This is a genomic window from Dyadobacter sp. SG02 (genome assembly GCF_900109045.1).
Lineage (GTDB): Bacteria > Bacteroidota > Bacteroidia > Cytophagales > Spirosomataceae > Dyadobacter.
The window spans coordinates 12424-33857 of the sequence record NZ_FNYL01000025.1 but is presented as its reverse complement, the minus strand read 5'-3'; the positions used below and the strand labels follow the sequence as shown (position 1 = coordinate 33857).

Sequence of the window (21434 nt, the reverse complement as noted above, 5' to 3'; positions counted from 1 at the left end):
AAATTATTTGCGCTGTACGATTTCCCTCACCTCGATATTCCCGCCGATTTTAAAAATCGGGTTGGCCTTCGCGAGCTCGACGGCTTCTTCGATCGTCTCGGTCCTGACTATGACATAGCCGCTGACGAATTCCTTGATTTCGGTAAACGGGCCGTCGGTCACGACATTGTCGGCATACACGGTTTTGGCGCTTTCATTGGATAGGGTGTTGCCTTTGTCGGCGAGTTTGTTCTGCGCCGCGATACCGGCAAGCCAGTTCATGCGCTCCTGTATCTGCTCGGGCGTGGGTCGGAAGTCGGTCTGATTGTTAAGCCGGAAGATTAATGCGAATTCTTTCATGATACACAATGATTTGATTTACCCTGTGACGATCCTGCGGTTCGGACGGGGACAATGCGATTTGAAATAAAACGGATTGTAACAAAAACGCAAGACGATCGTCTACACCATGTCAAGTGTAAGCAACGGCTTCACATCCAAAAACAAAAGAGCAGGCGGTTCGTCTGCTCTTTTTTATAGTTTCAAATAGCATGTATTTTAAAGCTGGTAGCGGACGATGAAGGTATTTTTGACTGTCGATGTGCCGGTCAATGGAACGTCGTTGAATTTGGCATTCCCCTCAAACCAGCCTGTGGCGTAAACATAACCTGACGCGGCGTAAATTCTGTTTACCCGGTCGTCTCCGGGTCCGCCGCCCGTTTTGGCGAAGCCGGTGGGGTTCAGTTGCCCGGCGCTCACCGCTGCGATGATGATATCCTTGCCGCCGTCGGTTGTCAGTTGCGTACCGGTTGCTATCGGGAACCGCCCGTTGCTTTCGTAAGTTCCAGCTATCAGAATGGTACCGTCGGAGGTTACCGCCAGGCCACCGTGAAAATCGTCTTTGAGTTCATTGAAGCCGTTAACCCCTTTCTGAACGTCACCGTTTGCATTCCATTGGCCGAGGTAAACGTTTTGGAATGCCGAAGTCGGCAGGTTTAGTTCGTCCAAATTAGCCTGGTGCATGCCTGTGACGTACACATTTTTCGAAGCGTCTGCCACAATATCGTAAGCATATTCATCAACGCCCGAACCCGTCTTTTTTGCCCATTGGAACTGACTGGTATTCGCGGCCCATTTGGCAACGAATACATCGTTTCCGCCTGCGGATGTCAATGCCGGGGCAATGGACGGGAATGCAATGGAACCAGCGAAACCGCCCGTGATGTAGGCATTACCTTCCGTATCGACGAACATATCCTCCGGGCGCTGGGCGTCGGCGCCTCCGAGGATCGTCGGCTGACCAAGGTCACCTGTCGACGCGTCCACGAACGCGAGAAAGCCATCCATGCCGTTGGCTAACAATGCATTTCCGCCAAAATCGACGTTGGACGTCTGTGAGTTACCGGTGAAGAAGCCCGTCAGGTATATTTTGTTATTAAAATAGCCGATCGAGCGTCCCTGGTCTTCGCCTGGTCCGCCAAATGTCTTGATCCATTCGCGATTGCCGTTTTGCGCGTTGAATTTCGCCGCAAAGCCATCCAGGCCACCTTTTGGCGATGTGCCTCCCCCGACGAGCGCGCCACCCAGGAAGCCCGTTACGTACACATTACCGCTGGCATCGAGCGCAAGCCCGTTTGCGTGGTCGTCACCGTTGCTACCGGCCACCACGGCCCAAAGGCATTGCATGGAGCTGTTATATTTGGCCACAAAGAAATCAGTAGAACCGGGTTGCGATTGTTTCGAAATGCTACTACTGAACTGGACCGTGCCCGCAGCTTCGCCGCACACGAAGATATTACCGCTGTTGTCTACGATAATGTCTGTCGTAAAGTTGCTCCCTCCCGAAATGCTGATGGCATCGACGCTCGGAGCCAGCGTTTTGATCACAATGGTATAAGTTTGGGTATCAGTCACATTCTGATCATTCTTTACCGTCAGCGTCACCGTGTAGCTGCCTGCATTTAAATAGGTGTGAACGGGGTTTTGTTCGGTGCTTGTGTTGGTGGCTGAGCCCGTATCGCCGAAATCCCATTGATAGGTAGTCGCATTTTTGGACTGGTTATTAAATGTCACCGTCGCGGGAGCAATGCTGTCGTTGGTAATGGTGTATTTAAAATCCGCCTCCGGTGTAGAAGCGGCCGGGGCATCGATCTTAACCGAGCGGGTTTCTCCGCTGGTACCACCGTCAACGCCCCGCGCCATGAGTTTTACCTCGTAGATTTTGCCGGCTGTAAATTCATGTTTAACCGGATTACCTGTTAGCAATGGACTTCCATCATTAAAATCCCATTGCAAACCTATTGCATTCTCCGATTCGCTCGTAAATGTGACTTCGCAAGGCGCCTGGCAGCCGTTTTCCGGCGTGAAACTGAACTTTGCTACCGGCTTCGACGGCATATCGATGTGGCAGCTGATGGCGGCCGATGCAAGGAGCATGTAAATTATAAATCGTTTCATTGAATATCGGTGGAGGTAATTAATGGCTATTGGATTTTGGCGAGTAGTTTCCCGGCCTGTTTATGATAGGTATTTTCAGGATCTGCAATGACCTTTTTCAGCTGCGCTTCGCAGTTTTTCAGGTCGTTTTGCTGCAAATAGGCGAGGGCCTTGTACCAGTTTGCCGTGCCTTTCAACTGCTGGAAACGGCTCGTTTCAACCTGGTCGAATTCTTGCAAAGCCAGCGCGGCGTTCTGTTTGGCAAGATAACGGATACCCTGCTGTACACGGGCAGTGTCCGAGCGCCATTGCGCAATGGCAGAGGGGCTTACACCGAGTTTTTCCTGGGAAAAAGGGCTTTCTAGCGTCGCATTCGGATCGAAATAGGTGGCGAAGAACTCGCTCGCATTCACACGCGCAGGAGCTGGTTGGGCGGGCTGCTGTACGGGTGCGTTGGTTTTGGTGGTATCTGGCCGCTCTTCCGGAAGTACTTGCGTGGCAGTGTCTTTTACGACCGGCGTTTCGGGCGTATCGGAAGCTACCTCGGTGCTTTTCGGGCCGGAATTGAAATACCAAACCAGTCCGACGGCAATCAACACACTTGCCGCAGCTGCCAGGTATCGCCAGCGCGCATTTTCTTTCGGACTATGGGGTGCGAGCGGTACCACCTTCACATCGTCGTTTTCAGGTTGAGGGTTATCCGGTAATGCGCCTTCGCTTTTCAGTTGGGCATGAATGTCTTTGAAAAGCGCCTTGTATTCATTCGCTTTCAATCCGTTGCGGATCCTGCGCTGGGAGGCTACCTCTTCTGTCAGTTCTTTGTCGGCATTCATCCGGTTTTCGAATGCCGCCCGATCATCCGGCGTACCCTGTCCGCTCAGGTACTGGTGGATTTCGTGAAAGGTTTCTTCCGATAATTCCATATGTTCAAAATCGAGATTCGCTGGTGATACTTAAAGATTGATACGCGTTTCCGCCGATTCTTATCATTACAAATGAAATTTCTCTTTCAGGTATTTGGCGCATTTAAAGCGTTTTACCGTAGCCGAGGCCTCGGTCATGCCCAGTTCACCGGCAATGTCGCGCAATGAGCGGTCTTCTACGTAAAACCATTTCAGTACTTTCCGGCAGTCCTCGGCCAGGAGTTGAAACGCCCGGTCGAGTTTTTTGAATATCCAGCTGCGCTCGTCCTCGTCGTAGGCCTGCGAAACGGCGTCGGGGAGATCGGTGGAAAAGGCGTTGCCGTCATCGTCCACCCCAGCGATCCTGAACGAGCCGCCGGTCGTGCCCCGGTATGGTTCATCGTCGTCATTATCCGCCGTAAGTCGTGTTTCGAGCCTTACTTCCCCGCGTCGCGTGAGTTGTTCGAGGCTTTTTTTCCATTGGTTGATGTAAATCCGGTGAAAATAGGTGGTAATGCGCGTTCCCTCCTGGTAAACATAGCTGCCGTCCCGCACTTTGCTCACAAAAATGGCCAGGCATTCCTGTAACAGATCCTCCGCCTGTTCCTGATTGCTGCCCCGTTTCAGTACATAGGGAATGCATTGCTGATAGGTTTGCAGGTACAAACAAGAAAATGCTTCATTTTTTTCATGGAGCAATTCATTGTAAAATATTAAATCAGAATCACGATAACGTTTGCAGGAATCTGTCATTCAAATTGACATTAACTTCATTTCATTCATTAACTTAAAACAGCTTTCTTTTCGCTTGTGTCGTGATCGGAATAGTGCATTTTGCAACCTTTTCCCTACCATTATATGCGGCGGTAATATCCACGACGCTTTTTAAGTCGTCGAGGATAAATGTAAAGCCATTTTGCTCCTTTGTTTTTTCAATGGGTTTAAAATTGCCCTCGGTGGCGTAGGCAAGGAGCATTTCAAATCCAAATGGGGCCGCGCATTCGAATTTCTCGGGTATGTCAATCCATTTGCCCACGGCATCGGCCGCGATCCGGAAATCGTCGTTGCGTAACCGTACGATATTCTTGGCGGCATCCTGATAGATCATCCGAACCGTGCAAGGTTTGTTGGCCCTTACCTTCAACCTCATAATATCTCCTTCGCGGTAGGATTGTGGCCCATATCCTTTATCGGTGCTCACTTCGAGCAGCAGGGTAGCGGCATCGGGCGTGTCCTCGCGTGTAGTCTTTTTTTCGGTGATCTCGCGCAGGCGCTGCGCCTCACGCACGAGATGTTCCGCGGGCTCTATTTCCGCGTTGGGAATATTGAGGAGCAATATCTCGGCAAAAATCTCGCTGCCCACCGGCTGGTCGTACCCGTCAAACAGCTGCACGCCGATTTGCAGGAAGTTACCGGTCTTCTGATAGCCGCCTTTCAGTTTCAGCAACATTTCCAGGCTGCGTGTGGTGCTTAATCCAACCTGAATATCGCCGCTCAGACGCGTGAGGGCCGATTTCAATGTGCCGGTGAGTTGTTTGGAAAAATCATTGGAAACGCCCAGCCCCTGAAATGTGACCTCCTCGATAGCCAGCTTCCTTACGCCGTTTTTAGGAATGGCGCGCACAACCTGGCCCGACAGTTTATCGATTACTTCTGGTAAGGTGATGAATTCGAGAGGGTTACGTTGGTCGGTGAGAGAGACAATGCTTTTGCCTTTGGCTTTCAGGTCAGTGTCCATGAAGCCGATCCTGGCTTCGGTTACCTGATTGTCGGTGATTTTGATAAATACCCCCGCGCGACAAGGTACATTCTCAATTTGTAACCGCTTTTGCCCCTGGTAGTTGCCGAAAAGCGACTTTGAACCGTAAAACAATACCAGGTAACCTTCCGGAATTGCCTTAAATTCCGCTTCTTCCCAGTCGATGTGGTAGGTCAGGCCACTCTTTTTATAGCTGATGAAAGCAATGCGCTCGTATTCGTTGAAATCGATCGTTTTGGTGCCCTTATGGTCGGGAATAAGGTCGTTTTCGAAGCGGGCGTCGTCGCGCAGGCTCGCGCGCATGCGATAGCTGGCCTCGTCACGTTCCTCAGGGTCAATGATATACGGGTTTGTCAGCAGCCCGAACGCCGACTCGAAATCTTTCAGCACCTGTTTCACACGGTCGGCCGCTTTGATCTTGTAATACGGGCTCAGCTCTTGCCCGAATGAGCAATGCAGCGGTAAAACGAAGAACAGAACGGTCAGAAGCCGTTTCATAGCGCGGTGGATCATGTTACCTGGTCCGGTTCAGGATCAGTTCACGGGTGAGCAGGCTGTTTTCCATCGGGATCTGTTGGCGGTTCGTCAGTTCCATGACGCGTACGCGCACGGTGCGGAAAATGTCTTCCAGCCGCAGATCGGGCACATCGAGTGCTTTCAGCAGTTCCGAAGTGTAAGGACTGTTTTTACCGTCGCCGTCCAGGGCGGTAGAGCCGGGCTTGGTCGAAAACGTGATGAGTGTGCCCGGCGGCGCGCTCATGCCCGCGAGCCCTTTCGCACCCGAGCTGCGCGTCCAGGTACGGCTTAGCGGATTGTCACGGCAGGCGTCGAGGATCATAATGTTGGTGCGCTGCGAGTTTTCGTCGACTGCGGCCATCTGGTCGAGGATTTCGTCCGCCGAAATGGCCAGTACTTTCAGCTCCATTTCAGATTGCGGGCTGATATCGACCGGCATCAGGTAATTTCTACCTGCCACCTGAATGCCGTGGCCCGCGTAGTAAAACAACGCCACCTCGAAATCCTGGCTCTGCACGCTACTGCCAAATTGCGCCACAGCCGCGCGCAAATCGCCCTGATTGGCGTCAATTCGCTCTATTACCGTGAATCCAAGTCCCGTGAGCTTTTGCGAAATGGCCTTTGCGTCGTTTTCGGGGTTTTGCAACGCACTGCCCGATTTATATTTCGAGTTGCCGATCACTAATGCGATGCGCTTTTTAGCTTTTTCATATAATATGGAAAGCGTTTCCGAATGGGCCGCGCCCGATCCGTTGCTCGCGATGAGCCGGACGGTATTCTTACCTTCTTTCAATGCGATCTGCTGGGAAATCTGCACACCACCCGAGCAGCCTTCTTCCTTCACCGTTTTGAACGACCGCGTAGCCACGGGTGCCAGCGCCCCATTCACCTCGATCTGGATTTTCTCGGCCTCATTTACCACGCAGGCAGTCAGCCTTACTTCTGATTTATCACTGTATGAAATATTGCTCAGCCATTTGATTTCCGGCTTCCCGGTCGTATTGTAAGCATTGAAAACGTCCTTGATCCCGTTGTTATAAACGATTTCGGCAATGTCCTTCACGGGCACCGTCACGAGATTACTTCCATTCACAGATTTGTATTTTACCTGGTCGGGATAAACCTCTCTGATTTCCACCACCTTCTTTTCGCGTGTCCGCAAGTAAAGTGTATCGGCGGAAGTGTTCCCTGCAACAGCCGGTTTCGTGTGACAGAATGCCAAACAGATAAGTGCAAAGAGGGTAAAAATGTGCTTCATAACATTAAAAAGGGATAATAGGGCGGGGCTTAAAACGAAAGCGCAATCCTCAGGCCGGTTGTTTGGTACGAGGCATCGTAGAATGGCTGCAACGAAAGTTCTTTCTGTTTTCCAGCGAGTTCGGTACGGGCTTTCTGAGCTAATTGCATATTTCTAAGTCCGATCAGGTCCAGCGCGAGGCCTCCGATCAGCGCCGCAGCGCCGACATAAATGCCGGGCGAACCGAATGCGGAAAAGCTCTCTTGTTTTTGGAGATCGCTCGCCGGAGGCGCTGTTTTATAATTCGTCTGGTACCAGGCCGTGTAACTGTCGTTAGTGCCCTGTATCGCCTTTTTGTACTTGTCGTAATCGCCTGTCAGCTTCACCATCGTAATGGCGCCGGCCACAATGGCTACGCTGCCCGCGGTGAGGAACATGGTGCTTCTTTTCTGGTATTTCAAAATTTTGCGTTCCAGGTTACCCCGGTCGGCAGGCGGGTTTTTAGGCTCCTGCCTCGCCGGTTCGGATTGGATTACAGGTTCTGTTTTTCCGTTTTCATATTCGATTCTCGAAACGTCTGTGCGGAAAAGAAAATAGTCGGGACCGTTGGGATTATCATACCTTTTGTACCGGATATATTGGGAATCGGTACCTAAAACTTTCGCCTTGATTTCCTTTCCGTTTTTCTGAATGATTTTGTCCTGCGCGTGGGCATCGTACGAAAAGAAAATGTTAAAAAGCACCATCAAAGCCGGCATTATGCATGCTTTCAGGATGAAATTATTTCTGCCAGAACTGATTTTATTGCCTGCATTTTGACTGGTAGAGAATGACTTGTCCAAAACGGAGAGGATTGATGGTGATATTTTGATTTAAAAATAAGCAATTTGTATTAGCTACCGGTTTGGGAAGGCTATTTATTGGTGTACTATTTTTACAAGAACAGGCACCACGCTTCCCTTGGGATCACCTTTTACTTCATAGGCAATCTTGCCGGAATCGTAGGCAATTTCTTTGGGAGAAATAAATTCTTCGCCTAATGCCGCATATGCCTTTTGTACGATCGTCCCTTCTGCATTTTTTACCTTATTGGCCAGTTCGTCGAGGTTTAATTCGTTTTGGGAAATGAAAACCACGAAATAATCTTCGCCCTTCACCTCGTCCAGCGTGAACGACGCGTTGGCGGAAGGCATCAGCACGGTGCTGTTCGCAGGTACCATTGCACTGGTAATTACTTCTTCGGAATTGTAAGGAAAGAGCGTCGAAACACGGTTCTGCTGGTCGGAGCCGAGGATATACACGTAGGATTGTTTGGAATTGTTGATCACCATCTTGAACCGCGTTCCCGACGAATAGGGCTGGCTCATGTTGTAGGTAATCATTTCAATTTTGCTGTCTGGCTGGTCCGGCGTTACCTGGATGCCTTTGTAAAGTGTTGAATGAACGGGCATTCCGCCGTTGCTGATGGAGAAATCGACATTGCCTTTGAGCGTCACTACCTGCGGTTGCGGTTTGGCGGCGGGCTCGGGGAAAATCTGGTAAGCATTTCTTGTAAACCGGACAAGGTCATCGTATTTGGCCCATGTGAAACCATTGCTGCCCCAGGCTTTCCCCCAACTGTTGGCGATCAGGAATGAGCCGCCATTCATATTGTCGTCGTAACCCACCACTGCCATCGCGTGGCCGCCAGCCGTATTGTCGACGCTCTCTCCGGGTGCGGCCTGCCAGAACTGGGCCGCTTCCTCGATGAACGAGGGCGGTACCATCATTCCGATCAGTACGGCATTTTTGCCCTCCACGAGCGCCGATTTGATCGCATTGATACGTTGCCCGGGCGTTGCATCCTTGTCTTTCGGATTGAAAAGCGTGGCATAGTCTGCGATTTTGTAGTTGGCTGCCGCATCATCACATTGGTCATATTTGGCATCGCAATTTGCGGGTGCGCAGCTCAAAAGCGCGGTACCCTTTGTTTTCATCACTTCCAGGGCATCTTCCAGGAAAACACCCTCCGCGCAGCTATTATCAAGACCCGATTTAACTTGTCCGTACAACCAGCTGGGCGAGAATGCCGTCGCAGCGATCTTCGCCGGCTGGCCACCCAACCCAAGCTTGCCCGCTTCCATGGCCGTACGCATATAATACGCGGCCGACCATCCCACGCATGTTCCGTCCAGGCCCTGGTCGGCGATCTCGGGCAGGAGCTCACGGAGGTTGTACGATACAGGCAAAGCGCCTTTCAGTTTCACATTGGACGATTTCCGCGGCAGACGAAGGTATTTGGCGTCGTCCATTTTTAATCCCATCCGGCGGGTTTGTGCCAGCGATTCGGATGCTGGGGAAAGGGCGGCCCATGCTAGCATGGACAAGGCGGCAATTTTAATGGAGGATCTCATTTCTGGTGGTTGATTACGGTAGATAAGTATTCAGTCAGGTTAATTTTCCGTTAATGTAAGCTCGATGATCTGCCAGTAGCTTTCGGCTCCGGACGGCGATTTTTCCCGTATCGGTTTACGTTTCATCGACGTCACTTTTTCGGGAATCGGATAATCCCCGTCGAACCGGTTTACTTCGTGGAAAGTCGTGCTCCGGCAGTACCAGCGCTCGTTCGGGCCTTTGCGAAACTGGTCGTTTAGTACCAATGTGGCTTTTTTGAGTTTATAGGAAGCCTGACGATCGCGGGCGCGGGTGAGAAATTCGCCACGGGTGAGCCGCAGCAGCTGTCCGCCGGCGCTTTCGAGGTTGATATACCCACTGGTTGTGAAGAGCGAGTCGCTCCGGTCGCGAAGCTGTATAAACTCGTTGTCGGAAACGCGGTGTTGCAATTTGCCGATGAATGCCAGCGCCGTATCGATTTTCGCCCTGGCCGAAAGGTCAAGCAACGAGCCTCCGGGAGCCGTCGCTCCGGGAGCCGCCGCTCCGGGAGCCGCTGCTCCGCGAGCCGCCGCTCCGTTGGCCGGCAACCCCGCGCACCAGCCCAGGATCACAAGCAAGGTGCTGAACATCAGTTTTGAAATCGAAACACTTTTCATCGGCTTTATTTTTTAAGGTTTTGTGATACCCGGGGATGGGCTTTGGTAATTAATTCGCTCCCCGCGCTAAACCTTATCATTCTTCACTGCATTTTTTGACATTTTAAATCCATCCGGAAATCTATTTTTCAATGAGGTCGCTGATCAGCCAGCCCGAGTTTTCCTTCTCCCTTATAAATTCGCTGAGTTCTATATCCCAGTTTCCGGCAGTCAGGTAAATCCGGTTCAATACCACGGTTTCGGCCGTCAGGTGACCGCTTTGCAATGCATTTTCCACTTTTTGCCAGGCCGAATCGCGGCATTCCGGGCAATGCGTAAACGGGGCGAGGCTCTGGTAATCGTTCAGGCCACGCAACAGGGGCAGGAAACTGACCTCGTGCGTGTTGGGAGGAAGCATTACCTGTTTTGCAGTGGGCTGTTCCTTCTGTCCATTCACCTTTTCATCTCCAAGCCGGGTAGGGGCTGTAACCTTAGTAATGTGCCAGTAGGCCGCGCTGTCGGCAGTGTAATCCTTGCGCAGATGCAATTTCAAGGTATCCTGTACACCGTTATAACTCACTTTTATTCCTACAACCGCACGCATATTGCCGCGTTTCGGGATCATTATTTTACCTGCATTTGCCGATTGGACAAATGCATCGACCTGGCTCGCATACGGATGTTGCGGGCGCCCATGCCCTGGTAGCCGGGGATCGTCTTCGTTGAAAAGCGCCCGCAATGCAGCCTCGCCTTCGTTTTCAGCTTTTGCAGCATTGTTAAATCGTTCGATAAAATCACCCAGATGCTTGATCTGCCCGGTCATGAAACTTTCCGGCGCTGTTTTGCTTACATGATTACTCCCCGCTGCTTGCCGGGTCGTATCGCTTGGCGGGGACGCGACTTGCGCATGCAGGTTTGAAAACGGAGCAAATAATGCGATCAGCCAAAGTTTCGTCATCGTTATTGCCGCTAGAAACCGGGAATCGGGACAGTATCACGCACGGTAATGTCGCCGAAGAATATTTTCAAATCCTCCTTGCCCGCCTGCGCGTACACGGCTGCGCTTTGCGCGCTCACGCGGATGTCCTTGCGGTCGCGACTCCCGTAAATCAGGTTGCCCTTCTTGTCCATTCCTTTGAACTGCTGGTAATACGTGGCCGTAGCGTGGTAGTTACCATCGGTCCCTTTCTCGAACTCCGACACCACCGCGGCATCGTAATAGGTGATTTCCACCTTGTCGAACTTTACATTCATCAGGTTTTTAAAGTAAATGCGTACCGGTACGGACGAAATGGTCCCGTTCCTGCGTGACACCTGCACATAGGGCGAGTGCCTTTTTCCATTCACCATATAATCTTTCTCAAAAAGGCTTACCGCCAGCTCAACAGCCTGCTCCCGTTGGTCAATGGACAGACTTTTGTCGGCGATGAGGGAAATGTACAATTGCAGGTCGTTAACGCGCTGTTGGGTCAGTTTCTGAAACTCGGCGAGTCTATTCTGATCTATTTCGGGTTGCGCGCGCACATGCCCGATGCCGAAAAGGAGGATGATCAGGGCGGAAATGTATTTCATGATAAGTCGGGGTAAAATGGGTTACTTCGCTTTCCGTATCTCCTGCAATGTCACCAGGTCGTAGGTACACCCCGTTCCGAGGGTCGATAGCCGTTCCACGAAGTTGAATTCGTCGATCAGGGGCGCCGTGTTTACTATCCTTTTGAGAAAATGGTCGATCGGTTGCGTTTCCACCGGTTTTTCGGGGTTGCTCATGTAAATGCTCACCTGTGCCGTGGGGCCGAAAAAGCCTTTCTGGCCCAGAATCCGGAGTTTGTTTCGTTCGTTAAAGCCCAGTTTTTCATCCGCCAGCACATTCAGGAACCGGTTGATTTCCGTAAAACTGGCTTCCGGGCACGGCAGTACCGGTTCAGGAAAGCTCCGAACCCATTGCGAATGGTGTTTCAGCGAATCGGGCAGGCTTTTCAGGCTCTCCTGCAAGCGGTTTTCCGCGTCGGCGAGCAACGTTTCCCACGAAACATGCATGTTATGGTTTTCGGCATATGCCAATGCCTGCATCCAGGTATTGCTGTAAAAACTGCCTTCGCTCGGGTGCGCGGTGGCTCTTTCGCCTTTTTTCGCGCTGCTGATGAGCAGATCGCCATTGGCCTCGACGAAAAGTTTGCGGAGGATCTGGGTGTCCTGCGTTACGCCGATCCCTTTCAGTACGGGCGTCGCGGAACGCATACCGCGCCTGCCTGCGAACAGGTTATTGCAACAATCGCCCAGGGTAAGGCAAAAGCGCGGTTTCTTTTCTTTCAGCAACTTGTGAACGGTTTCCAGTTCCAGGTTTTCGTCTTTCAGATAAAGAATAGGGAAGTCGCTTTTTTCGGTAATGGTGTTGATCCCGTGGCCGGTATAATAGAAGAAAATAATGTCCTCCGGTTTGCATTGTATTTTAGAAATGGCTGCCTGAATACCGCCTTTTCCGAATTGATCCTGATGGCAAATCAGCTCCTGGTAATTGTATTGGATTTTTTTAGAAATAGCCTGCAATGTGCCCGACATTTCTTGCAGGTCTTTTTCGCAACTCGCACCGAGCGACGGATCTTTGGTATCGGCCACCAGTACGGCGTAAAATGATTGAGCATTGCATAATTGGCTGATAAATAGCGCAATAAATGCCAATAGGCCGCGGCGGATGTCGAATGTAGGAACGGAAATCATCGCGCCGGATTTTGAGATAGTACGTGAACGGAGGGTAAAATTTTCATCATGAAGATTACTTCAAACTAATTTGTAGTCAACAAATAAACATGGATTTAGTTAAAGTAAGTGAAACCCCGCGACTATTTTTTATCAATTATTCAACCAGGAATGGGATGTTATTAAACGGTTTGGATGGGTTAGTAAAGATGACTAACAGTATCTGAAAATATGGTTGTTAACCCTTTTCCGGACCGGAACTTGCCCAGATGGATTCCGGATGGTCAATTAACTTTTTACCCCTGTACATTCGCACAAATCGCCGTTGTTCCTCCAACCCGTTTGCGCTTGCCCAGCGCAACGCAGCCTTGTTAGGAGCCGGAATGTCGATGAAAATGGGCAAACCATTGAAATGATGCAGCATCGCATCGCAAATCTGCCGGCCAGCCTCGGGTGTAGACGCTACGGCGGGGCCGAGTTGTACGGCATTCCTGCCTTTGCGCGAGCCCGCATACGCGAGGTCGTCTTCGAACATGGAGTAATAAAAGATGTTGGTGCGGAGTAACGAATGCAGGAAAGCCTCGCGGTGTGTGCCCGTAATGCGAAAATCGAGGTCGAGAATAAGTGGTACCGAGGTATCCTGCGTCCAGGGCATTGCTTCGTCGTCGAGGCTCCCGCGCATTTTGGGAATGCCTTTCATGCGCACGACCTCATACTCTTCCTGAAACCCCAGCTTTTCATACAATCCCTTTCCCAAAATCGTGGCATCCAGGCGCTGCGTTTCAATGCCAAGGCCATCCAGATGGCCGATTGCGCGTTCCATCAGCTTCTGGCCTATACCCTGGTTTCGCGCAGCGGTATCGACGAGTACCATGGCAATCCACGCCACCCCGCCAAAAATACAGGTTGTAACCGTTCCGACCGGCGCAGTACCGTCTGTTGCGACATTTTGCTCTGCCAGGAAGCAACCCTCCGGATGGAGCGCGAGGGCGCGGTGCCAGTCGGCTTCGAGCTGGTTCCAGCCTGCCTGCTGCACCAGTTGCATTCCAAACTGCACGTCAGTCGGTAGCATTTGTCGGATGGTGATCGCTTTTTCCAAGAGTTTTTATTTTACGTATATGCTAATACGGTTGTTCGTTGTCGATTTACCGGCAATATTGATTAAATCTTTATTATGGGTCTGATTTTCAATTAAATAGATTTTTGCAGGCCGATATTTAATTAAAATCTAATCACTTTCAATGGGTGTTCCAAATCCCGGCCGGCAATCTTTGTACTACGCCTGACTCTTCTTTTTGACGCAAACCTGATCGGAATATGTATGAAGATGAAGAAAACGATACTCATTATCGAGGACGATCTGCGTATCGCGCAGAACATTTACAGGGTTTTACAGTCGGAAGATTTCGACGCAGAGATCGCGCGCGATGGGCTCACAGGCAAGAAAATGGCGCTGGAAGGGCGGTATGACCTGGTTTTGCTCGACATTAACCTGCCGGGAATGAACGGTTTTGACGTTTGCCGCCAAATCAGACAGTTTAAGCCGGTGTTACCGGTGATTATGCTCACAGCCTACGGCGAAGTGGAGGATAAGGTAGAAGGACTAGGGCAGGGCGCAACCGATTACATTGTGAAGCCATTCGATTTCAGGGAGTTAATGGCCCGGGTAAATGCGGCATTGCGGCTTTCGGGCATTGGGAAATTGGCTGCGGGCAAGCGCATATTGGGTATCGCCGATCTGCAATTGAACGTGGATACGAAAGTGGTCACCCGCGCCGGGAAGTTTATCGGGCTGACGGCCAAGGAGTTTGCGCTGCTCGAATACTTCTTGCTGCATCCCGGAACCGTTATCTCGAAAATGGAGCTTGCGAAGAATATCTGGCATCTGAATTTCGATCCCGGGACAAACTTTGTGGAGGTTTATATTAACTATTTGCGCAAAAAGATCGATAAAGACTTCGGGGTGAAGCTGATCCAGACGCGGCCGGGGCTGGGGTATATATTGATGGAATGCTGAGGTGGTGTTGGGAGAAAGTAAAAGTAAAAAGAAAGTTAGAAGAAAGTAAAAAGACAGTTGGGCGTAGTCTCAGACTACGTCCGAGTGTCATGCGGTCTCTGACCGCAGCATCATTCAAAGCTGGTCGGAGACCGGCGCCCGCTCGGACGTAGTTAGAAACTACGCCCAACTTCTGGCTTCCTTGACTTGATTTGTTGCGTAAGATGCTTATAATCAAATTCTTACTGGTTGTTTTAATTTTCTTCTAATTTACTTTTAAGGTTTTTCTAAACGCAAAAATGGTGGCCGCGATATGCCGTTTCCCAATCTTTGCATTGTCAAAAACAAGAGTTATGCGATTTTACCTGATCGGGTTACTGGCCTGTGTGAGCTTTCTTTCACAAGCCCAGGATACCCTCAAAGTGACCGTCCGGCAGGCGGACAGTCTCTTTTTGAAAAACAACCTGACGCTGCTCGCCGAGCGCTACCAGATCGACATCGCGAAGGCGGCCGAAATCCAGGACAAACTTTGGGATAACCCCAATCTGAGCGTCGAACTGAGTGCCTATAACCCTTCCCGCGGCCTGCTGGACATCGGAAGAGGAGGACAGAAATTTGTCAGCCTGCAACAGGTCATTAGCCGGGCCGGCAAGCGCACGAAGCAAGTGGCGCTCGATGTGGAAACAACCCGTAAAACCGAACTGGAATTTTTCGACCTGGCCCGGACACTCAAATTCGACCTCCGGCGGCTCTTTTTCGAAACCCATTTCCTGCGGAATACATTGCAACTGCTGGATAATCAGATCAGTACGCTGGCGACGACAGTGGAGGCATTTGATAAAGAGTATGGCCGCAATAACGTGTCGCTCAAAGAGGTGGTACGCTTGAAAGCTTTGCTGTTTCAGCTTCGTAACAACCAGGCGGATATTCTTTTTGAAATGACTGAAAACCAGCGGGATTTACGGGTTTATTTCAACAGCGAGGCCTATATGGTCCCGGTAGTCGACAGCCTGGAAATGGCGCGTTACCGGCTCGACACGCAAACGCCCGGGCAGCTCCGTGATCTTGCATTAACGCGCCGGACGGATTTGAAAGTGGCTGAATCTGCCGTGAAGCAAGCCGAACTGAATTACAACCTGCAAAAGGCATTGGCGAAACCGAATGTACAGGTTGGTGCAGTGTACGATCAGGCAAGTAATTACCAGAATAACTATTTCGGCATTTCAGCAGCGATGGACCTGCCGTTTTTCAACAGGAACCAGGGCAACATCCGGGCTGCGAAAAGCGGGATCAGCTATTTCAAAACGCAGGAAACCGCGAAACGGAACAGCATTGCCAATGAAGTGGATGCCGCCTGGAACAAGGTTATCGTGGCCGAAAATACTTACCGGAGTGTAGAAGATCGCTTTACAGACCAGTTTTCGCAGCTCAGCCGTGGCATTTACGAGAATTTTCAGAAAAGAAACATAACCCTCCTCGAATTCATCGATTTTATCGAAACCTATAACGAAAGCGTCCGGGAGTTTAACCGGCTGCAATCCGACCGTATCAAGGTGTACGAAGAGTTGAACTTTGTCGTCGGAGAGGAATTATTTGCCTTTTAAACCATCCAAATACAATGCAGAAAATAGCTATTGCCATCCTGGGCGGGATGGTGGCCGCGTGGGCTACGTCCTGTCAGAAGCAAACCGGCGCACAGGAAGAATCCACGGCGTTTATGTTGTCGGATTCGATGATGCGGGAGATCGCGCTCGATACCGTGCGGACGGAGACCGTGCGTAACGAGCTGACGCTGGTAGGGAAGGTCGTGCCGGATGAAAACCGGGTAATCCGCGTATTCCCGCTGGTAGGAGGGAATGTGGAAGATGTGAAGGCGGAGTTGGGCGACCATGTACGCAAAGGCCAGGAGTTGGCCACGATCCGCTCGGGTGAAGTGGCCGACATGGAACGGCAAATGATTGAAGCACAGTCGGATTTGCTGATTGCGCAGAAAAACCTGTCGTCCACCGAAGATCTTTTCGAAAGTAAGCTCGTACCAGAGCGCGAGGTGATCACGGCCCGGCAAATGGTCGATAAGTCTCAGGCCGAGCTGAACCGGGTAAAGGCAGTATTTGCTATCTATGGTGTTTCAAAATCAGCCAGTTATGTCGTTCGATCACCGATCGACGGATTTATTGTCGATAAGAATGTCAACCGCGGCACGCAGCTTCGCTCGGATAATGCGGAGAGCCTTTTCACCGTCGGCCAGATTTCCGACGTGTGGGTAATGGCCAATGTAAATGAAAGCGATATTCCCAAAATCCGGCTGGGCATGCCTGCCGACATTAAGACCATCAGCTTTCCGGATGAAGTTTTTAAAGGGAAGGTCGACAAGATCTACAATGTCCTCGACCCGGAAACGCGCGCGATGAAAATCCGCATTCAACTATCCAATACGGGTTACCGGCTGAAACCCGAAATGCACGCCACCATAGGCCTTAATTTCGAGGAAAATGCCCGAATGCAATCAATCCCGTCCAAAGCGGTGATTTTCGACAGAAGCAAAAACTGGGTACTCGTTTTCACCAGCAAAAGCAAAATCGAAGCCCGGCCCGTCGAAGTTTTCCGTAACCTTTCCAAACGCGCCTACATCAGCAGCGGGCTGGCAGATGGCGAAGCCGTTGTGTCTAAGAACCAGCTGCTTATCTATAATGCGTTGAATCAATGATTGAATGAGTGAATGTTTTTTGAATTTCTCAATTACAGATCCGCCCTCCATCCGATTAATCAATTATTCAATATTCACTCATTCAAAATTCACTCATTCACACATTCTTCCTTCAATCATTCAAAATTGAATCATGAACAAATTCATCAGAGGAATCGTGGGCTTCTCGCTCAGGAACCGCTTTTTCATATTTTTCCTGACCGGGCTGCTTGTCGTGGCGGGCGTTGCGAGTTATCGGGCGACGCCGCTGGAAGCATTTCCGGACATTACGAATACGCAGATCATCATCGTTTCGCAATGGAACGGCCGCAGCGCCGAGGAGATCGAACGCTTTGTGACCCAGCCGATCGAGATTGCCATGAATTCCGTGCAAAAAAAAGCCAATGTGCGGAGCGTGACGATGTTCGGGCTGTCGGTGATTAAAATCATATTCGACGACGGCATTGAAGATTTTTTTGCAAGACAACAGGTTAATAACCAGCTTCGTACCGTGTCGTTGCCCGACGGCGTCGACCCCGAAGTACAGCCACCCTACGGACCTACGGGTGAGATTTTCAGGTATACCCTCGAAAGTAAGGATCGTGACAGCCGCGAATTGCTGACGTTACAGAACTGGGTGATCGACCGGCAGTTACGTAGCGTGCCGGGCGTGGCCGATGTGGTCGCATTTGGAGGTCGGGAGAAGATTTACGAAGTGCAGGTAAACCCCACGGCATTGGCGAAATACAATATCACCCCTGCGGACGTGTACGAGGCGGTTACGAAAAGCAATATCAACGTGGGTGGTGACGTGATCGAAAAGAACGGTCAGGCGTACGTCGTGCGCGGGATCGGGCTGCTGGAATCGGCGCAGGATATCGAGAATATCATTGTCGAATATGTAAAGGATTACCCCGTTCTGGTGAAGCATGTGGCGGATGTGAAGGAGTCGGATTTACCGCGGGTGGGGCAGGTAGGGCTGGATGAGAGAGATGATGTCGTGGAGGGTATTGTGGTGCAGCGAAAAGGGGAAAACCCGAGCGAGGTACTGGCGCGCATCAAGGAGAAAATCACGGAATTGAATACCAAAATACTACCGCCGGATGTGAAGATGGTTACCTTTTATGACCGCGACAACCTGATCGAATTCTGCGCCGATACGGTAAAGCATAACCTCATGGAAGGTGTTGTGCTCGTGACGGTTATCGTGTTTTTGTTCATGGCCGACTGGCGTACCACCGTCATCGTGTCGATCATTATCCCCCTTGCATTGCTCTTTGCATTTACCTGTTTGTATCTCAAAGGCATGTCGGCCAACCTGTTATCGATGGGCGCGATCGATTTCGGCATTATCATCGATGGGGCGGTAGTAATGGTCGAAGGTGTGTTCGTAGCCCTCGACCACCTGGCGCACAAGCGGGGGATGGCGCGGTTCAACCGTTTGTCCAAGTTAGGATTGATTAAAAAGACGGGCGGGGAGCTGGGTAAGGCTATTTTCTTCTCCAAACTCATCATTATCACCGCATTGATACCCATTTTCAGTTTCCAGAAAGTGGAAGGCAAAATGTTCAGTCCGCTTGCTTACACGCTGGGTTTCGCATTGCTCGGCGCATTGTTTTACACACTTACGCTGGTGCCGGTGCTTTGTTCTTTTTTGCTGAACAGGAATGTGCGGGAGAAGAATAATCCCGTCGTTAATTTTTTTGATAAAACTGTTTCCAAAGGTTTTGAATGGTGTTACGCCCGTAAAAAGATCAGTATGATGGCCGCGACGGCATTCCTGTGCGTGTCGCTTTTCTCAGCTACTTTGCTGGGTACCGAGTTCTTGCCCCAACTGAACGAGGGTGCATTATGGGTGACGGCCGAGCTTCCGATGAGCATGTCGCTGCCTGAGAGTGTGAAAATGTCGCAGAAAATCCGCCACGATCTGAAAACCTTTCCAGAAGTGAAGCAGGTGCTTTCGCAGGTAGGCCGCTCCAACGACGGTACCGACCCTAATGGCTTCTATTTCTGCCAGTTTCAGGTAGATCTCGTGCCGCAAAAGGAATGGAAACGGAAGATCAACGTCGAGCAGCTGACCGACGAAATGAACAAGCGGCTCGGCAATTATCCCGGTGTTTTGTACAATTATTCCCAACCGATCGTCGACAATGTGGCCGAAGCCGTGGCGGGATACAAGGCCAGCAACGGTATCAAGATATTCGGTTCCGATTTGCAGGAGCTGGAAAAGTACGCCAACATCGCGATGGACGCCGTGCGGAACGTGGACGGCATCAAAGACCTCGGCCTGATCCGTAATATCGGCCAGCCTGAGATCAGCGTGATCCTCCACGACCACAAAATGGCACAGTACGGCGTAAGTACCGCCGACGCGCAAGCGGTAATCGAAATGGCGATCGGGGGAAAGACAGCCTCCATTTTATACGAAGGCGAGCGCAAATTCGATATTCGTTTACGCTACAAACAGGAGTACCGCGCCGACGAACAGAGCATCCAGCAACTGATGGTCCCGACGCTCACAGGCAGCAAAATTCCTTTGAAGGAAATTGCGACAATCCGCAAAATCACTGGTCCGGCTTTCGTTTACAGGGATAATAACAAGCGATTTATCGGTGTTAAATTTTCTGTTCGCGGCAGAGATTTAGGTGGGACCATCGCGGAAGCGCAGCAGCGCGTAAAAGAAAAACTGACGGATTTGCCCAAGGGATATTCCGTAGAATGGGTAGGAGAGTTCGAAAACCAGGTGCGCGCCACCGACCGGCTGGCGCAGGTGGTGCCGGTGAGCCTGATCGGCATTTTTATCTTGCTCTTTATCATGTTCAGCAATGCCAAAGATGCCGGTTTGGTGCTCGCGAACGTACCCTTTGCATTGGTAGGCGGTATCCTCGCACTGCACGTCACGCATATGAACTTCGGAATTTCGGCGGGTGTCGGGTTCATTGCATTGTTTGGATTATGCGTGCAGAATGGGGTGATATTGATTTCGGTATTCAACAAAAACCTGGCGGCCCGCATGCCGTTGGAAGAGGCGGTGCGGCAGGGCGTGAAATCGCGTATCAGGCCGGTGGTCATGACGGCGCTGATGGCGGCGATCGGCTTGCTGCCGGCGGCAATGTCGACCGGCATTGGGTCCGAAACGCAGAAGCCGCTGGCCATCGTGGTGATCGGCGGGCTCATTACGGCGACCATCCTGACGCTTCTCGTTTTTCCGATCATTTACACGTTTTTCAACCGCAAAAAGCACGGCAGAGCAGCCCGGATCGTCGCTTCGTAACCAGGCGTTTTAATAGGGTTACTTAAAAAAATAACACAACCTAGGCCGCTCATTTTCAGGCGGGCAGCGGCGGGCGAGAATAACTTTTGTGGCGCTATTCCAACCAAACCAACGCGGTTTTACGTCACTTAGGTGATTTTAAAACCAAATAACAGCTCATGAAAAAGTTAGTTTTTTTGCTCGGCCTGCCGTTCCTGTTCCTGTCCTGCAACGACGACGACGGCGCACCGAACCTGCCTCCGCAGATGGAGCTCAACGACCAGTTTAACGGCGACAAGAAGGGATGGACAGCCGGTTTTTCCGACTATCCGGTGAAGATGGAATCGGACTGGAAACTCGAAGAAGGCATCGGCAACCTGCCCGCGCCGCTCGACACCCAGAAAAAGGGTTTCCGCATTTCGGGCAACAACCACAGCGACGACCTGTTTATGTATTTCAAAAAGAAAATGACAGGGCTAAAACCGAACCAGGAATACAATGCGGCATTCACACTTGAATTCGCGTCTGATGCGCCCTCGGAAGGCTGGGCAGGCGCAGGCGGGGCGCCTAATGCGGTGAGCGTGGGAATCGGCGCGGTGGGCACGGAGCCCAAGACGACGGTCGATAACCTGGATCATTACCGCATGAACATCGACAAGATCCAGCAGAAAAATGACGGTAAGGACATGAAAGTGATCGGCGACATTGGCAACGGTACCGATAAAGTGGGGTACAAGCTGCTCACCAAAACCGGTGAATTCAAAGGTAAAACCGACGCGAGCGGCAACCTATGGCTCATTTTCGGAACGGATTCCGGTTTCGAAGCGACCACTACATTGTATTATACATCCGTAAAAGTGAAACTGACGGAAGCGACTACGAAATAGCATCTGTTTTATTCAAAAGTTGGAAAGGAGGCGGTACCTGGTATCGGCCTCCTTTTTTTACAAGCAGACCTTAACCCT

18 protein-coding genes are annotated in these 21434 nt (G+C 51.0%); 5 read left to right on the top strand and 13 right to left on the bottom strand.

The window, feature by feature from the left end:
* Nucleotides 1-3 precede the first annotated feature (3 nt).
* From BMW93_RS34535 to BMW93_RS34475, 13 genes are all read right to left on the bottom strand, one after another.
* Nucleotides 4-339, bottom strand: a complete 336-nt coding sequence (locus BMW93_RS34535; protein WP_090387308.1) for a YciI family protein — start codon at nt 337-339, stop codon at nt 4-6.
* A gap of 198 nt (nt 340-537) precedes the next feature.
* Nucleotides 538-2436: a PKD domain-containing protein gene (locus tag BMW93_RS34530; protein ID WP_090387306.1), complete on the bottom strand. Its 1899-nt coding sequence runs from the start codon at nt 2434-2436 to the stop codon at nt 538-540.
* A gap of 26 nt (nt 2437-2462) precedes the next feature.
* On the bottom strand, nt 2463-3338 hold the full coding sequence (locus BMW93_RS34525) for an anti-sigma factor (RefSeq protein WP_090387304.1): 876 nt from the start codon (nt 3336-3338) through the stop codon (nt 2463-2465).
* Between the two features lie 66 nt (nt 3339-3404).
* Nucleotides 3405-4016 (bottom strand): RNA polymerase sigma factor, encoded by a 612-nt coding sequence (locus BMW93_RS34520; RefSeq protein ID WP_229241135.1) that lies wholly within the window; start codon nt 4014-4016, stop codon nt 3405-3407.
* Nucleotides 4017-4104: 88 nt separating this feature from the next.
* Nucleotides 4105-5574 carry a hypothetical protein gene (locus tag BMW93_RS34515; RefSeq protein WP_090387326.1) on the bottom strand — a complete coding sequence of 490 codons (1470 nt, stop codon included), beginning with the start codon at nt 5572-5574 and terminating at the stop codon, nt 4105-4107.
* 16 nt (nt 5575-5590) lie between these two features.
* Entirely contained in the window at nt 5591-6850 is a 1260-nt protein-coding gene (locus tag BMW93_RS34510; RefSeq protein WP_090387301.1) for a caspase family protein, read from the bottom strand.
* A 29-nt stretch (nt 6851-6879) separates the two neighbouring features.
* A complete protein-coding gene (locus tag BMW93_RS34505; RefSeq protein WP_229241133.1) occupies nt 6880-7671 on the bottom strand; it encodes a hypothetical protein in 792 nt (263 codons plus the stop codon).
* 75 nt (nt 7672-7746) lie between these two features.
* On the bottom strand, nt 7747-9222 hold the full coding sequence (locus tag BMW93_RS34500) for a DUF4384 domain-containing protein (protein ID WP_090387299.1): 1476 nt from the start codon (nt 9220-9222) through the stop codon (nt 7747-7749).
* A gap of 39 nt (nt 9223-9261) precedes the next feature.
* On the bottom strand, nt 9262-9858 hold the full coding sequence (locus BMW93_RS34495) for a hypothetical protein (protein WP_090387297.1): 597 nt from the start codon (nt 9856-9858) through the stop codon (nt 9262-9264).
* A 121-nt stretch (nt 9859-9979) separates the two neighbouring features.
* A complete protein-coding gene (locus BMW93_RS34490) occupies nt 9980-10795 on the bottom strand; it encodes a hypothetical protein (RefSeq protein WP_090387295.1) in 816 nt (271 codons plus the stop codon).
* Nucleotides 10796-10806: 11 nt separating this feature from the next.
* Nucleotides 10807-11409 (bottom strand): hypothetical protein, encoded by a 603-nt coding sequence (locus BMW93_RS35640; RefSeq protein ID WP_177194289.1) that lies wholly within the window; start codon nt 11407-11409, stop codon nt 10807-10809.
* Between the two features lie 21 nt (nt 11410-11430).
* Nucleotides 11431-12555, bottom strand: coding sequence for a caspase family protein (locus BMW93_RS34480; protein WP_090387293.1), 1125 nt, complete (start codon nt 12553-12555; stop codon nt 11431-11433).
* 217 nt (nt 12556-12772) lie between these two features.
* The gene (locus BMW93_RS34475; RefSeq protein WP_229241131.1) at nt 12773-13633 is read right to left on the bottom strand and encodes a GNAT family N-acetyltransferase; all 861 of its coding nucleotides are present in this window, start codon (nt 13631-13633) and stop codon (nt 12773-12775) included.
* Nucleotides 13634-13855: 222 nt separating this feature from the next.
* Between BMW93_RS34475 and BMW93_RS34470 the strand changes: the two genes are divergently transcribed.
* The 5 genes from BMW93_RS34470 (at nt 13856) to BMW93_RS34450 (ending at nt 21356) form a co-directional block, all read left to right on the top strand.
* Entirely contained in the window at nt 13856-14551 is a 696-nt protein-coding gene (locus tag BMW93_RS34470) for a response regulator transcription factor (RefSeq protein ID WP_409013134.1), read from the top strand.
* A gap of 332 nt (nt 14552-14883) precedes the next feature.
* The gene (locus BMW93_RS34465; protein WP_090387291.1) at nt 14884-16134 is read left to right on the top strand and encodes a TolC family protein; all 1251 of its coding nucleotides are present in this window, start codon (nt 14884-14886) and stop codon (nt 16132-16134) included.
* A gap of 14 nt (nt 16135-16148) precedes the next feature.
* Nucleotides 16149-17237, top strand: a complete 1089-nt coding sequence (locus BMW93_RS34460; RefSeq protein ID WP_090387289.1) for an efflux RND transporter periplasmic adaptor subunit — start codon at nt 16149-16151, stop codon at nt 17235-17237.
* A 133-nt stretch (nt 17238-17370) separates the two neighbouring features.
* Nucleotides 17371-20490, top strand: coding sequence for an efflux RND transporter permease subunit (locus tag BMW93_RS34455; protein ID WP_090387287.1), 3120 nt, complete (start codon nt 17371-17373; stop codon nt 20488-20490).
* A gap of 158 nt (nt 20491-20648) precedes the next feature.
* Nucleotides 20649-21356: a hypothetical protein gene (locus tag BMW93_RS34450; RefSeq protein ID WP_090387285.1), complete on the top strand. Its 708-nt coding sequence runs from the start codon at nt 20649-20651 to the stop codon at nt 21354-21356.
* Nucleotides 21357-21434 lie beyond the last annotated feature (78 nt).